General features: G+C 60.1%; 14 protein-coding genes. 5 read left to right on the top strand and 9 right to left on the bottom strand.

Annotation, left to right across the window (positions count from 1 at the left end; translation table 11 throughout):
• Positions 1-63 precede the first annotated feature (63 nt).
• The gene (locus ACW9JC_RS13395) at positions 64-825 is read right to left on the bottom strand and encodes a YdcF family protein (RefSeq protein ID WP_448109434.1); all 762 of its coding nucleotides are present in this window, start codon (positions 823-825) and stop codon (positions 64-66) included.
• Positions 826-930: 105 nt separating this feature from the next.
• Positions 931-1,251, bottom strand: coding sequence for a hypothetical protein (locus ACW9JC_RS13390; protein WP_175387925.1), 321 nt, complete (start codon positions 1,249-1,251; stop codon positions 931-933).
• 280 nt (positions 1,252-1,531) lie between these two features.
• Here ACW9JC_RS13390 and leuS point away from each other — a divergent pair, with 280 nt between their 5' ends.
• The 5 genes from leuS (at position 1,532) to ACW9JC_RS13365 (ending at position 7,641) form a co-directional block, all read left to right on the top strand.
• Entirely contained in the window at positions 1,532-4,138 is a 2,607-nt protein-coding gene (gene leuS / locus ACW9JC_RS13385) for a leucine--tRNA ligase (protein WP_457455290.1), read from the top strand.
• A gap of 87 nt (positions 4,139-4,225) precedes the next feature.
• Complete coding sequence (locus tag ACW9JC_RS13380) at positions 4,226-4,831, top strand: LPS-assembly lipoprotein LptE (RefSeq protein ID WP_338583289.1); 606 nt, start codon at positions 4,226-4,228, stop codon at positions 4,829-4,831.
• A 39-nt stretch (positions 4,832-4,870) separates the two neighbouring features.
• Positions 4,871-5,908: a DNA polymerase III subunit delta gene (gene holA, locus ACW9JC_RS13375; protein ID WP_338583291.1), complete on the top strand. Its 1,038-nt coding sequence runs from the start codon at positions 4,871-4,873 to the stop codon at positions 5,906-5,908.
• Positions 5,909-6,091: 183 nt separating this feature from the next.
• Positions 6,092-6,256, top strand: coding sequence for an alternative ribosome rescue factor ArfA (gene arfA, locus ACW9JC_RS13370; RefSeq protein ID WP_003176285.1), 165 nt, complete (start codon positions 6,092-6,094; stop codon positions 6,254-6,256).
• Between the two features lie 62 nt (positions 6,257-6,318).
• A complete protein-coding gene (locus ACW9JC_RS13365; RefSeq protein WP_338583293.1) occupies positions 6,319-7,641 on the top strand; it encodes a lytic murein transglycosylase in 1,323 nt (440 codons plus the stop codon).
• An 87-nt stretch (positions 7,642-7,728) separates the two neighbouring features.
• Here ACW9JC_RS13365 and ACW9JC_RS13360 read toward each other — a convergent pair whose 3' ends face one another.
• The 7 genes from ACW9JC_RS13360 to mltB form a co-directional block, all read right to left on the bottom strand.
• Positions 7,729-8,682, bottom strand: a complete 954-nt coding sequence (locus ACW9JC_RS13360) for a S66 peptidase family protein (protein WP_457455289.1) — start codon at positions 8,680-8,682, stop codon at positions 7,729-7,731.
• A 140-nt stretch (positions 8,683-8,822) separates the two neighbouring features.
• Positions 8,823-9,845: a lipoyl synthase gene (gene lipA / locus ACW9JC_RS13355; RefSeq protein WP_416130164.1), complete on the bottom strand. Its 1,023-nt coding sequence runs from the start codon at positions 9,843-9,845 to the stop codon at positions 8,823-8,825.
• A gap of 1 nt (position 9,846) precedes the next feature.
• The gene (lipB, locus tag ACW9JC_RS13350) at positions 9,847-10,494 is read right to left on the bottom strand and encodes a lipoyl(octanoyl) transferase LipB (protein ID WP_150701599.1); all 648 of its coding nucleotides are present in this window, start codon (positions 10,492-10,494) and stop codon (positions 9,847-9,849) included.
• Positions 10,494-10,769 (bottom strand): DUF493 domain-containing protein, encoded by a 276-nt coding sequence (locus ACW9JC_RS13345; RefSeq protein WP_338583298.1) that lies wholly within the window; start codon positions 10,767-10,769, stop codon positions 10,494-10,496. Before ACW9JC_RS13345 ends, lipB begins: the two co-directional genes overlap by 1 nt.
• A gap of 83 nt (positions 10,770-10,852) precedes the next feature.
• Positions 10,853-12,010, bottom strand: a complete 1,158-nt coding sequence (locus ACW9JC_RS13340) for a D-alanyl-D-alanine carboxypeptidase family protein (RefSeq protein WP_034148128.1) — start codon at positions 12,008-12,010, stop codon at positions 10,853-10,855.
• Between the two features lie 185 nt (positions 12,011-12,195).
• Positions 12,196-13,206 carry a septal ring lytic transglycosylase RlpA family protein gene (locus ACW9JC_RS13335; RefSeq protein WP_457455288.1) on the bottom strand — a complete coding sequence of 337 codons (1,011 nt, stop codon included), beginning with the start codon at positions 13,204-13,206 and terminating at the stop codon, positions 12,196-12,198.
• Positions 13,206-14,216: a lytic murein transglycosylase B gene (gene mltB / locus ACW9JC_RS13330; RefSeq protein ID WP_338583301.1), complete on the bottom strand. Its 1,011-nt coding sequence runs from the start codon at positions 14,214-14,216 to the stop codon at positions 13,206-13,208. The genes ACW9JC_RS13335 and mltB overlap by 1 nt, the downstream gene beginning before the upstream one ends.
• Positions 14,217-14,229 lie beyond the last annotated feature (13 nt).

Genomic DNA, 14,229 nt, shown 5'->3' with positions numbered 1-14,229 from the left:
TACAGGGGATTACGAACTCTGTAGGAGCTATCGAGTGAAACGAGGCTGCGATCTTGTCGATTTTCAGCGGTAGAAAAGCGAATACCCGATCTGCCCCACCGCCTCATTCATCAATTGCCCGCTCTGCCAGATCGACTTGAACTCCGGCAACCAGCCTCCCAGTGGCCGGGCATTGTCTACACCAAGAAACCCCATCGGCGCCGGCACCACCTCAAACCCGACCTTCTGGAAACTCCAGACGGCTCGCGGCATGTGCCAGGCTTGCGTCACGAGCACCACGCGCTTGATTCCTTCGGGCAGTAGCACCTTGGCACTCAACTGTGCATTTTCCCAAGTGGTACGGCTTTCGCCTTCCTGCCAACGTACGGCCACGCCGAAATCATCGCGCAACGAGTCAGCCATCAGCTGTGCCTCGGTGGGCGGCGTGCCGTAATGCAGGCCGCCAGTGGTCAGAATCGGCAAACCCGAGGCTTTGGCCAGGCGGGCCGCATAGCGCTGACGCTCCAGACCAACTCCGGTCGGCTGATCGGCTCCCCACGCCGGATCGCCGCGCTCACGCCCAGAGCCCAGCAATACAATCGCATCAGCGTGTTGCGCCAACGTCGCCCACTCATCAAGCGCCAGCGGCGGTTCACGCTCCAGAAGTTCGGCGCTCCATTGCACGACAATTGGCAGACTCATCAGCCAAAAGCCGCCGAACCCCAGCGCAAAGCACACGCCGGCAAGCCTCGGCCTTGAGCGGCGCAGCCACCACGCGAGCAAAAGCAGCAGCAATAAAATGCCGGGCGGCAGTAGAAGTTGTTTCACGAAATAACGAAAAGGCATCGAGCATCTCCCTGAGATGCCCGAAGCCTAAGTGGATTGACGCAATGCGACAATAAATACGGAAGGACTATGCTTCAAAAAATCATGGAGCATGGCTCTGTGCCCTTACTTGAACTGCAAAGACCGGACCTTTACCGCGTCTCTGCCGGGGACCTTGTCCTTGAGCCAGATAATCTTGGCTGAACGTGGTGCGTCGAGTTGCTTCACTGCTTCGGACAAGCATCCGTGTGTCTCACGTTCACTGCGATCCAGATACGCCTTGACCAGGGCAAACTCTGCGGGGCTCAGGCCACGCAATTCCAGCTCCAGCGGACGTTCATCGCGCAGCCGGCCAGCGGTTTTTGCCGCTTCCAGGGCCATGCCCAGACGATCGATCAGTCTTTCGTACAGCTCCGGTTTTGTAGCTTTTTGCTGTGAATCAACCATCCCTCACCTCATTGGAAGATAAGACCTACTCCCCAGTTAGAGCTTAGCTTCCATGAACAAACCGGCTGGACGCCGCGACCAACGGCCCTCGCAGCGGTTTTCGCGAGACGCGCGGCAGCAATCAGGGTTTCCCTCGGTAGAGTGCGGTCATGTATGCTACGGCGCTTCCTGTAACTCCACTTCCAGCTCGACTGGGCACCGAAACGCCGAATTGGCGCATTCATCGTCCAGCGTTGCATTGAAGAGGATTAGGCCACCCCTATTCAGTTCAAAAGTAGCCATGCACGAACAATATCAGCCCCGTGAAATCGAAGCCGCCGCCCAGTCGTTCTGGGACGAGCAAAAGTCCTTTGAAGTCAGTGAACAGCCAGGCAAGGAGACTTACTACTGCCTGTCGATGTTCCCTTACCCCAGCGGCAAGCTACACATGGGGCACGTGCGCAACTACACCATCGGCGACGTGATCTCCCGCTACCAGCGCATGCAAGGCAAGAACGTCCTGCAACCCATGGGTTGGGACGCCTTCGGCATGCCGGCGGAAAACGCCGCGATGAAGAACAACGTAGCGCCCGCCAAGTGGACCTACGAAAACATCGCCTACATGAAAACCCAGCTGCGCAGCCTGGGCCTGGCGGTGGACTGGTCGCGCGAAGTGACCACCTGCAAGCCTGATTACTACCGCTGGGAACAATGGCTGTTCACTCGCCTGTTCGAAAAAGGTGTGATCTACAAGAAAAGCGGCACCGTGAACTGGGACCCGATCGACCAGACCGTTCTGGCCAACGAACAGGTGATCGACGGTCGCGGCTGGCGTTCCGGCGCGCTGATCGAAAAGCGCGAAATCCCGATGTACTACTTCAAGATCACCGCCTACGCGGATGAGCTGCTGGAGAGTCTCGACGAACTGCCGGGCTGGCCTGAACAGGTCAAGACCATGCAGCGCAACTGGATCGGCAAATCCCGCGGCATGGAAGTGCAGTTCCCGTACAGCGTCGACTCCATCGGCGAAACCGGCACACTGAAAGTCTTCACCACCCGTCCGGACACCCTGATGGGCGCGACTTATGTCGCCGTAGCCGCCGAACACCACCTGGCTACCCTGGCCGCGCAGAACAACCCTGAGCTGCAAGCGTTCATCGCTGAATGCAAAGGTGGCAGCGTGGCTGAAGCCGACGTCGCCACTCAAGAGAAAAAAGGCCTGCCGACCGGTCTGTTCGTGGAACACCCATTGACTGGCGAAAAACTGCCGGTCTGGGTCGCCAACTATGTGCTGATGCACTACGGCGATGGCGCGGTGATGGCGGTTCCGGCTCACGATGAACGCGACTTCGAATTCGCCCACAAGTACAACCTGCCGGTCAAATCCGTGGTGCGCACCAGTTCCGGTGACACCAATCCGGCCCCGTGGCAAGACGCCTACGGCGAGCACGGCACACTGATCAATTCCGGCGAGTTCGATGGTCTCGACTTTGCCGGCGCCTTCGACGCCATCGAAGTCGCCCTGATCAAGAAAGCACTGGGCGCGTCGCGCACCCAGTTCCGCCTGCGCGACTGGGGCATCAGCCGCCAGCGCTACTGGGGCTGCCCGATCCCGATCATCCACTGCGCCACTTGCGGTGACGTACCGGTGCCGGAAGATCAACTGCCCGTCGTACTGCCGGAAGATGTGGTGCCGGACGGCGCCGGTTCGCCACTGGCGCGCATGCCCGAGTTCTACGAGTGCAGCTGCCCGAAATGCGGCCAGCCTGCCAAGCGTGAAACCGACACCATGGACACCTTCGTCGAGTCCTCCTGGTACTACGCTCGCTACGCCTCGCCGCAGTATGAAGGCGGTCTGGTGGAAAAATCGGCGGCCGACCACTGGTTGCCGGTGGATCAGTACATCGGCGGTATCGAACACGCGATTCTTCACCTGCTCTACGCGCGCTTCTTCCACAAGCTGATGCGCGACGAAGGCCTGGTGAGCTCCAACGAGCCGTTCAAGAACCTGCTGACCCAGGGCATGGTGATCGCCGAAACTTACTATCGTCGCGAAGCAAATGGCGCCTACACCTGGTTCAACCCGGCGGACGTCGAGCTTGAGCGTGACAGCAAAGCCAAGGTCATCAGCGCCAAACTGAAATCCGACGGTTTGCCAGTGGAAATCGGCGGCACCGAGAAGATGGCCAAGTCGAAGAATAACGGCGTCGACCCACAGTCGATGATCGATCAGTTCGGCGCAGACACCTGCCGCCTGTTCATGATGTTCGCCTCGCCACCGGACATGAGCGCGGAATGGTCCGACTCCGGCGTTGAAGGTTCGCACCGCTTCCTCAAGCGCGTCTGGCGTCTGGCCCAGGCACACGTCACTCAAGGCCTGCCGGGCAAACTGGACGTCGCCAGCCTGAATGACGAGCAAAAAGCTGTTCGTCGCTCGATCCACCTGGCCATCAAGCAGGCCAGCCAGGACGTCGGCCAGAACCACAAATTCAACACCGCCATCGCCCAGGTGATGACGCTGATGAATGTGCTGGAAAAAGCCGCGCAAGCCACCGAACAGGATCGCGCACTGATTCACGAAGGTCTGGAAACCGTGACCCTGCTGCTGGCTCCGATCACGCCGCACATCAGCCATGAGCTGTGGAACCAACTGGGCCATGCTGATGCGGTGATCGACGCCAGTTGGCCGGTACAGGACGACAGCGCACTGGTGCAGGACAGCCTGACGCTGGTCATCCAGGTCAACGGCAAGCTGCGCGGCCAGATCGAAATGCCGGCCAGCGCGACACGCGAAGAAGTCGAAGCCGCCGCACGCGCCAACGAAAACGTGTTGCGCTTCGTCGATGGCCTGACTATTCGTAAAGTGATCGTGGTGCCCGGGAAACTGGTCAACATCGTCGCCAGCTAATTGGATCGGGCGTCAGGTTCGCCTGGCGCCAAGTAAAACCTTTCGGGCCGCATGATCGGCCCACATGGTTTCAAGGGGAGCAACACAATGATCAAACGCAATTTGCTGGTAATGGGCCTCGCGGTTCTGCTGAGCGCCTGCGGTTTCCAGCTGCGCGGCACCGGCACTACCGAACTGGCGATCAAGGAACTGGACCTCAGTGCACGCAACGCCTACGGCGAAACCGTGACCCAACTGCGTCAGGTACTCGATAGCAGCGGCGTCAAGGTCTACACCGGCGCACCGTACAAACTGGTGCTGACCGACGAGCAGGAAACCCAGCGCATCCTCAGCTACGCCGGTGCCGGTCGTACGGGCGAGTATCAGTTGAACACCGTGCTCAGCTACAACATCCTCAGCCAGGGCAACCTCTCGCTGATCGACGATAAGCTCGAAGTACAGAAGGTCTTCATCCACGACGGCAACAACCTGGTGGGTTCCGATCAGGAAGCCGCCGATGCGCGCAAGGAAATGCGTCGCGAGCTGGTACAACGCATGATGCTGCGCCTGCAGCAGCTCACGCCGACCCAGTTGGCCCAATTGCAACAGACCGCCGAAGCCAGGGCCAAGGCCGAAGCTGCTGCTCTGGAAGCGGCGCAGAAAGCTGAAGCGGAAACCCCGCGTCAGTCGCCTATCGAACTGCCGCAGCAGTAAGACTTACGGGGCGCTCAGGCGCCCCGTTCGCCCTTTCTTATGAAGCTCGCTCCCGCCCAACTCGCCAAACACCTGCAAGGTGCCCTCGCGCCGGTCTATGTGATCAGCGGCGACGACCCGTTGCTGTGTCAGGAAGCCGCTGACGCAATCCGCACCGCCGCCCGCCAACAGGGTTTCGACGAACGCCAGGTCTTCGCCGCCGATGCCAGTTTCGACTGGGGTACGTTGCTTCAGGCCGGCGCCAGCATGTCGCTGTTTGCCGAAAAGCGTCTTCTGGAACTGCGCCTGCCTTCCGGCAAGCCGGGTGACAAAGGTGCTGCAGCCCTCATCGAGTACTGCTCGCGACCGGCCGAAGACACGCTGTTGCTGATCAGCCTGCCGAAGCTCGATGGCAGCGCGCAGAAAACCAAGTGGGGCAAGGCGCTGGTCGAAGGCCAACAGACTCAGTTCGTGCAGATCTGGCCGGTGGATGCCAACCAGCTGCCGAGCTGGATCCGCCAGCGTCTGTCCCAGGCCGGGCTTTCTGCCAGCCAGGACGCCGTCGAGCTGATCGCTGCGCGAGTCGAGGGCAACCTGCTGGCCGCCGCCCAGGAAATCGAAAAGCTCAAACTGATGGCCGAGGGCGGACAGATCACCGTCGAAACCGTGCAGGCTGCGGTGGCCGACAGTGCGCGTTTCGATGTCTTCGGGTTGACCGATGCGATTCTCAACGGCGAAGCCGCCCACGCGCTACGCATGCTCGAAGGGCTGCGCGGTGAAGGCGTCGAGCCACCGGTAATTCTCTGGGCGCTGGCCCGGGAGCTGCGACTGCTGGCCAATATTTCCCTGCAATACAGTCAGGGCACACCGCTGGACAAGGCCTTCAGCCAGGCCAAGCCACCGGTTTGGGACAAGCGCAAACCACTGATGAGCAAGGCTCTGCAACGCTACTCGGCGCAACGCTGGGCGCAGTTGCTGCTCGAAGCACAGCGCATCGACGCGCAGATCAAAGGCCAGGCTGCCGGTTCGCCGTGGATGAGCTTGAGTCGATTGACGTTGTTGATGGCTGGTCAGAGATTGTCGTTGCCTGCCGAATAAAATCAAAGATCGCAGCCTGCGGCAGCTCCTACAAGAGATCGCTTTCTCATGTAGGAGCTGCCGCAGACTGCGATCTTTTGATCTTCCTTCCTACAAAACCCACATCCATCCGCCCTATAGACAGAACCCCGACTTCGGCAGATTATTGCCCCCGCAAAACCCACTCAATCGAGAGACATCACCATGAGCAAAAAGCCGTCCAAACACGGCCCCAACAAGGCCAAATCCATCATCGCCCAGCCACTGTTCCGCAGCCGTCAGGAACGAGCCGGCAAGGGCAAAGGCAGCTACCGCCGCGAAGCCTTCCAGTCTAATAGCTGGGAGGCTTCTTACTTTCTGGCGGCCTGAAAGGCAAGCATCCGCTCAACATGTTAAGGTCTGTACCTGATCCGTATTTCCTGGACCCGTGCATGCCCTTTTGTCTTTCCCGTCGTTGGCACCTACGCCAATTGATTGCTGCCTCCAGCCTCGTTTTGCTAGTCGCCTGCGCGGAAAAACCCACCGCCGCCGACGCCCAGCCGCTTCAATCCCTCCCCGTCGCCACCGCCCCAGCGGTCATTCCGCCTGTGGTTCCGAACGGTGAAAACCTCGACATCCAGCCAACCCAGACCTTCGCCGAATGGCAGGCGGGTTTCCGCAAGGATGCCCTGGCCGCCGGTATCCGCGCCGATCTGTTCGATCGCGCTTTCGCCAATGTCAGCTTCGACCCCAGTGTGATTCGTGCCGATCGCAGCCAGCCGGAATTCGCAAAACCGGTGTGGGAATACCTCGATGGCGCCCTGTCACCGCTGCGGGTTCGCAAAGGCCAGGCACTGGTCGAGCAATATGCCGGCGTTCTGCAAAGCATCGAACAGCGTTATGGCGTCGATCGTCAGGCGCTGGTGGCCGTGTGGGGCATGGAGAGTAACTTCGGTCAGTTCCAGGGCAGCAAGTCGGTGATCAATTCCCTGGCAACCCTGGCCTACGAGGGCCGGCGCCCTGGTTTTGCCCACGCGCAATTGATCGCCGCACTGCAAATCCTGCAACAGGGTGATATCGAACCCGAGAAAATGCTCGGTTCCTGGGCCGGCGCCATGGGCCAGACCCAGTTCATCCCGACCACCTACAACACCCACGCCGTGGATTTCGATGGCGATGGCCGTCGCGATATCTGGGGCAGTTCGGCTGACGCACTGGCCTCGACCGCGCATTACCTGCAGAGCTCTGGCTGGCAGAGAGGCCAACCATGGGGCTTTGAAGTCCAGCTTCCGAGCGGCTTCAATTACGTGCTGGCCGATGGCACGATTCGCAAGAGTGTCGCCGAGTGGCGGCAACTGGGAGTTACGCTGCCAAACGGTGGCCAGGTCCCGGCAGGGTCAGAGCAATTGTCCGCGGCGCTGCTGTTGCCGGCAGGCTATCGAGGCCCGGCCTTCCTGGTCCTCGATAACTTCCGTGCGATCCTCAAGTACAACAACTCGTCGTCCTATGCCTTGGGAGTGAGCCTGTTGTCCGAGCGCTTCAATGGCGCGGGGCTGATCAGTGGCACGTGGCCCAAAGATGATCTGCCGCTGAGCCGCACCGAGCGAATCGAACTGCAAAACCTGCTGAGCGCCCAGAACTACGACGCGGGTACAGCGGACGGCATCATCGGCGCCAATACGCGCAAGGCGATCCGTAGTGCACAGCAGTCGTTTGGCTGGCCGGCGGATGGGTATCCGACGCACAAGTTGCTGGAAGGTTTGCGTAACCGCTAAAAGCAAAAGATCGCAGCCTTCGGCAGCTCCTACAAGGTTTGTGTACACCTGTAGGAGCTGCCGCAGGCAGCGATCTTTTCGTAGTATTTATGACTTCCTGACCACCACATCCTGCTCCAACACCAACTCCTTGTTCCCCGCATCCAGCCTGACCAACGCCCCCATCGGCAGCGTCAGATTCGGATCACAATGCCCGCTGCGCCACCCCGACAACACCGGGATCTGCAAAGGCTCGAACGTCTGCTTGAGCAACCGTTCCAGCGTCGGCACCTCAACGCCCGCCACATCCCCAACCAGCACGCCGCGCAACTTGCCCAAAACGCCGGCCAGCCGCAGGTGCGTCAGCATCCGGTCGATGCGGTATAGCGGCTCGTTGATGTCCTCAATGAAGAGAATGACGCCCTCGGCATCGATTTCATAAGGCGTACCCATGGTCGCAGCGATCATCGACAGATTGCCGCCCAGCAAACGCCCATGGGCGATGCCCGGCTCGATCGTCGTCAATGGATAGGCCACGGGATGCGCCATCACGCTGCCCGCCTTAACCTGCCCGCGCAGTATGTTGAAAAATGAAGGCTCGGTGGGCTTTTGCCTGTCTCCCAGCAGGTCGGCATTGAGCAACGGCCCATGGAACGTCACGAAGCCGGCATAACGACTGATCGCCAGATGCAGCGCAGTGATGTCGCTGTAGCCGATGAACGGCTTGGCGTTGTTGCGCAGCAATTCGAAATCAATGCGATCAAGCAACCTCGGCGTACCGTATCCCCCACGCAGGCAAATGATGGCGTCGACTTCGTCATCGGCGAACGCCGCGTGCAGGTCATTGAGCCGCACCTCATCGCTGCCGGCCAGGTAACCGTCCTTCTCGTAGACGCCAGGAAAAATCTTCAGTGAATAGCCACGGGCGCGCATCCATTGCACGGCTTTGTCGGTGTCCAGCGGTGCAGGCCCGGCAGGTGCAATAACAGCGATCAGCCCTTCCGACGGCAACGCCGGAACCGGAGCATGAGGACAGAGGGTGTGGATCGGTCGAGCGGTCACCTTGAATCTCCCACGATTGACCACGAGCCCTGTAGGAGCTGTCGAGTGCAACGAGGCTGCGATCTTTTGATGGTTTTAAAAACAAGATCAAAAGATCGCAGCCCGCGGCAGCTCCTACAGGGGAATGCGATCATTCGCTATCAGGACGACATCAGCTCGGCCTTGACCAGCTTCGCCTGCTCGTCGGCGTGGTACGAGGAGCGAACCAGCGGACCGGAAGCGACGTTCTTGAAGCCCATTTTGTAACCTTCCTCGGCGAACCAGGCGAAGGTGTCCGGGTGCACGAAACGCTGTACCGGCAAGTGACTGCGCGATGGCTGCAGGTACTGGCCCAGGGTCAGCATGTCGATGTCGTGCTCGCGCATGCGCTTCATGACTTCGATGACTTCTTCGTCGGTCTCGCCCAGACCCAGCATCAGGCCGGACTTGGTCGGAATGTGCGGCATCATTTGCTTGAAGCGTTGCAGCAGGGTCAGCGACCACTGGTAGTCCGAACCCGGACGCGCAGCCTTGTACAGGCGCGGCACGGTTTCCAGGTTGTGGTTGAACACATCCGGCGGCTCGGCAGCGGTGATTTGCAGCGCGATGTCCATGCGGCCACGGTAGTCCGGAACCAGGGTTTCGAGCTGTACGTTCGGCGACAGCTTGCGGATTTCGCGGATGCAGTCGGCAAAGTGCTGGGCACCGCCGTCACGCAGGTCGTCGCGGTCTACCGAGGTGATCACGACGTATTTGAGTTTCAAGTCGGCGATAGCGATGGCCAGGCTTTCCGGCTCGTTGACGTCCAGTGGCTTCGGACGACCGTGACCCACGTCGCAGAACGGGCAGCGACGGGTGCAGATGTCACCCATGATCATGAAGGTCGCGGTGCCACCGGAGAAGCACTCGCCCAGGTTCGGGCAGGAGGCTTCTTCGCACACGCTGTGCAGCTTGTGTTTGCGCAACAAGGCCTTGATGCGGTCGACTTCCGGAGACACCGGGATGCGTACGCGAATCCAGTCAGGCTTTTTCGGCAGCTCAGTGGTCGGAATGATCTTTACCGGGATGCGTGCAACCTTCTCGGCGCCGCGCAGCTTAACGCCGGCTTCAACCTTGGCACGCGGGGCCGGACGCTCGGTGACATCCAGCGTCGGGATCATGGTTTGCACTGCATCAGTAGTCATATCAGTCGATTCCGCCCGTTAGGGTCGTCTGCTCAGCATAGTCGAGGTGTTTGACGAGCTGCGCGCGCAGCCGGGCACTTACCTCGGCAAATTCAATCGATCCTGCATGGTCGCTCAGCTGGGTCATCGCCAGCCCGGCGTAGCCGCAGGGATTAATCCGTCGAAACGGTTCCAGGTTCATGTCCACGTTCAGGGCCAGGCCATGAAAGGAACAACCGTGGCGGATCCGCAGACCCAGGGAAGCGATTTTCGCACCGTCGACATAAACACCCGGTGCATCCGGCTTGGCCGCAGCGGTCACGCCGTAACTGGCGAGCAGCTCGATCAGGCAAGACTCCATCCGGCTCACCAGGTCGCGTACGCCGAAACCCAGCTTGCGCACGTCCAGCAACAGATAGGCCACCAGTTGCCCGGGCCCGTGATACGTCACCTGGCCACCGCGATCTACCTGCACCACCGGGATATCTCCCGGCAGCAACAAGTGCTCGGCCTTGCCGGCCTGCCCCTGAGTGAAGACCGGCGGGTGTTCGACCAGCCAGATCTCGTCGGGCGCATCGCTGCCGCGTTCGTTGGTGAAGCGTTGCATGGCATGCCAGACCGGCTCGTAAGCCATCTGGCCGAGCTCGCGAAAGCCCAGCGTGCCGGACATCACAGCACCATGTGCACGAAACCGGTAGCCCGCAGTTCGCTGTTGATGTTGTACAGCTGATCCTGGTCGGTCGCGACGATGTGCAACTGAATAGTGGTGTATTTGCCGTTGCTGCTTTGACGCTCGTCCACACGCTCATCGTTGATCGTGGCGTGCTTGCGGACGATGTCGATGATCTTGTCCTTGTTGCCCACACCCGTGTCACTGATCACCTTAACCGGGTAATCGGTGGCAGGGAATTCGATCTTAGGCGCCTTTACTTCGGTATCGGTCATGGCGTAACGGCCTCGTAAGCGTAAGCCGTGGCGACGGCAAAGCCCCGCGCCGGATCAGCACGGGGCCTTGCAGGAGCACACTATCAGTTGAACAAGCCGTAGAAGAATAGACGGATGCTATCCCACATGCGACGGAAGATACCACCCTCTTCGACGCCGTCCAGAGCGATCAGGTCGGCGCTGTGCACTACCTTGTCGTCCAGTTTGACTTCGACCTTGCCAATCACGTCGCCCTTGGCGATTGGCGCAACCAGTTGCGGGTTCATGGTCATGCTGGCGGCGAGCTTTTTCAGCTGGCCTTTTGGCAGGGTCATGGTCAGGTCTTCAGCCAGACCGGCCTTGACCTGATTGGTGGCGCCCTTCCAGACAGGAGCCTGAGCCAGCTCGGCGCCTTTCTGATAGAAGGTTTGGGTTTCGAAGAAGCGGAAACCGTAGGTCAGCAGCTTCTGGGTCTCGGCGGCGCGAGCCACTTCGCTGTTGGTGCCGAACACCACGGCGATCAGACGCATGCCATCACGTACGGCCGAGGACACCATGCAGTAGCCCGCTTCGTCGGTGTGACCGGTTTTCAGACCGTCGACGGTCTTGTCGCGCCACAGCAGCAGGTTGCGGTTAGGTTGCTTGATGCCGTTCCAGAAGAACTCTTTCTGCGAGTAGATCGCATAGTGAGCCGGGTCTTCGTGGATGATCGCGCGAGCCAGCACGGCCATGTCGTGAGCCGACGAATAGTGCTCTGGGTTCGGCAAACCGGTCGGGTTCATGAAGTGGCTGTTGGTCATGCCCAGGTCGCCGACGGTTTTGTTCATCATGTCGGCGAAGGCGTCTTCGCTGCCGGCGATGTGCTCGGAGAGCGCAACACTGGCGTCGTTGCCGGACTGGATGATGATGCCGTGCAGCAGGTCGCTGACAGTCACTTGCGAACCGACCTTGATGAACATCCGCGAACCGCCGGTACGCCAGGCGTTCTCGCTGACGGTCACCGGATCGTTTTCGCCGATCTGGCCACGACGGATTTCCAGCGTCGCAATGTACGCGGTCATCAGCTTGGTCAGGCTGGCTGGCGGCAGACGCTGGTCACCATTGTTTTCGACCAGCACGTTGCCGCTGCTGGCGTCCATGAGCACGTAGGCCTTGGCGGCCAGTTGCGGTGGCGACGGCATCATCTCGACCGCGAACGCGGCAGGTGAGAGAAGCAGCGGGACTAGAAGGCACAGGCGTTTGGCAAAGGTGGTGATGTTCATCCGTCTCTCGAAATCGCTAATGGAAACTGCCCGAAGGCAAAACTAATCAAATAACCTTCTAACGGGTTATCGCGTGTTCAGTTGCTCACTCCAGCCACCCTTTGCCGGGCTTTTGTTCTTCGACGAGCCAACAACCTGGTTCACCCCCCAAAACCGCAGATGAACCGTCAATCAAGTTCTACGTATTACTCAGTCACTACGCTTGGCGAACCGAGATTGGCCATGCGCACACTGTTCTGCACTTGCTGGATTTCACCCGGCGAACCGATCGGACCCATGCGCACCCGGTGCAGGGTCTGCTGATTGCGCACGATCGAGCTGATGAACACCGGAGCGCTCACCATCCCGCTGAGCTTCGACCTCAGCAGTTCTGCAGCGTCCGGGTTGGCGAACGCGCCCACCTGCAGATACTGGCCAGAGGCTGGTGCAGAAGCGTTTTTTTTTGCGTCGGCAAGCTGAACAGGGACGACGGCGGCGGCGTGCTGCTGCGGCGGAGGCGTCCATTGCTCGACTGTGCCGGCCGAAGCCGTAATGACCGGGGCGCTATTCTGCGCGACTTGCGGCTCGTTGAGCATTAAAGGCGCCGGACGGCCCTTGGCCGCCCACCATTGCTGCGGATCGATGCCTTCGACCTTGACCCGTGCGGTGCCGGTTTCGGCGTAACCGAGCTTTTTCGCAGCGGCGTACGACAAGTCGATGATCCGGTCGGAATAGAACGGTCCACGGTCGTTGACCCGCAAGATCACCGTCTTGTTGTTGTCCAGGTTGGTCACCCGAACGTAACTCGGCAGCGGTAAGGTCTTGTGTGCGGCACTCATGCCGTACAGGTCATAGACTTCGCCGTTGGCGGTGTTCTGACCATGGAACTTGGTACCGTACCAGGACGCCGTGCCCGATTGCACGTAGGTCTTGGACTCTTGCAGCGGAAAGTAGGTTTTGCCCAGTACCGAGTAAGGGGCGGCCTTGTACGGGCCGGTGTGCAGGGTCGGCGTGGCATCCGGGATGCGTGAAACGTCGACGTCCCACCAAGGTGCGCCATCCTTGTGAGCCCGGTTGATGTCCAGCCCCGGCGTCGAGCGCACGGCAGTGGAGGACTTCTGCGCCGGAGAGCGGCTGGTCGAACAACTGGCGACCAGCACCGCCAGCGCGGCAAATGCCATCAGCTTCAGGGGTTTATTCATAGGCAATGCCCGCATTACTTGACGCCCCGTGCTTGGACCAGCTGTTCAGACAGTTGATGTACGGCCATGGCGTACATCACGCTGCGGTTATAACGCGTGATCGCGTAAAAATTCTTCAGGCCCATCCAGTATTCAGGGCCATTGTCGCCTTCCAGTCGGAATGCGGTAACCGGCATATCATCGCGCAGCGCATCATGACTTGACCAGCCCAAGGCCCGCAACTCTCCGACGGTTTTAGTCGGCTCGATGCCCGTGGTCAAACCTTCGTCGACCTGATCGCCCCGCACATCGGCGCGGCTGACCACCGGTTCGCCGGCGACCCAGCCATGATGCTTGAAGTAACTGGCAACGCTGCCGATGGCATCGTCCGGGTTGTTCCAGATATTGATGTGGCCGTCCCCGTCGAAGTCCACCGCGTAGGCGCGAAAGCTGCTCGGCATGAACTGCGGCAGGCCCATGGCACCGGCGTAGGAACCTTTGAGGGTCAATGGATCGACCTGCTCTTCCCTCGCCAATAACAGGAACTCACGCAATTCCTTGCGGAAAAATTCGGCACGGGGAGGATAGTCGAAACCCAGCGTCGACAAGGCATCGATTACCCGGAAATTACCGGTATTGCGACCGAAAAAGGTCTCAACGCCGATGATCGCGACGATAACCTGGGCCGGCACGCCGTATTCCTGCTCGGCACGGGCCAGCACGGCCTCATGCTGACGCCAGAAATCCACACCACGGGCGATTCGCGCATCGGTGATGAACATCGGGCGGTATTCGTTCCACTGTTTGACCCGCTCGGCGGGTTTCGAAATGGCGTCCAGGATCGACTGTTTGCGCTCGGCTTCGCGGAACACGCCCATCAACTGTTCACCGGCGAAACCGTAGTCGCGGGTCATCTCGCCGACAAACTCGGCCACCTGGGGCGAGCCTTCGTAATCGCCGGCCAACGCTTCCTGCGCGCTGCCAAGGATGCTTACCAGGCCGACCCACGGAGCGTATCGAGTCGCCCAGCCACGCATTACTTGCATTGAACTCTTCACC

Source organism: Pseudomonas sp. SDO5591_S426 (assembly GCF_054070755.1).
Note: the sequence above shows the minus strand (reverse complement) of the source record. Positions and strands in the feature narration are given on the sequence as shown.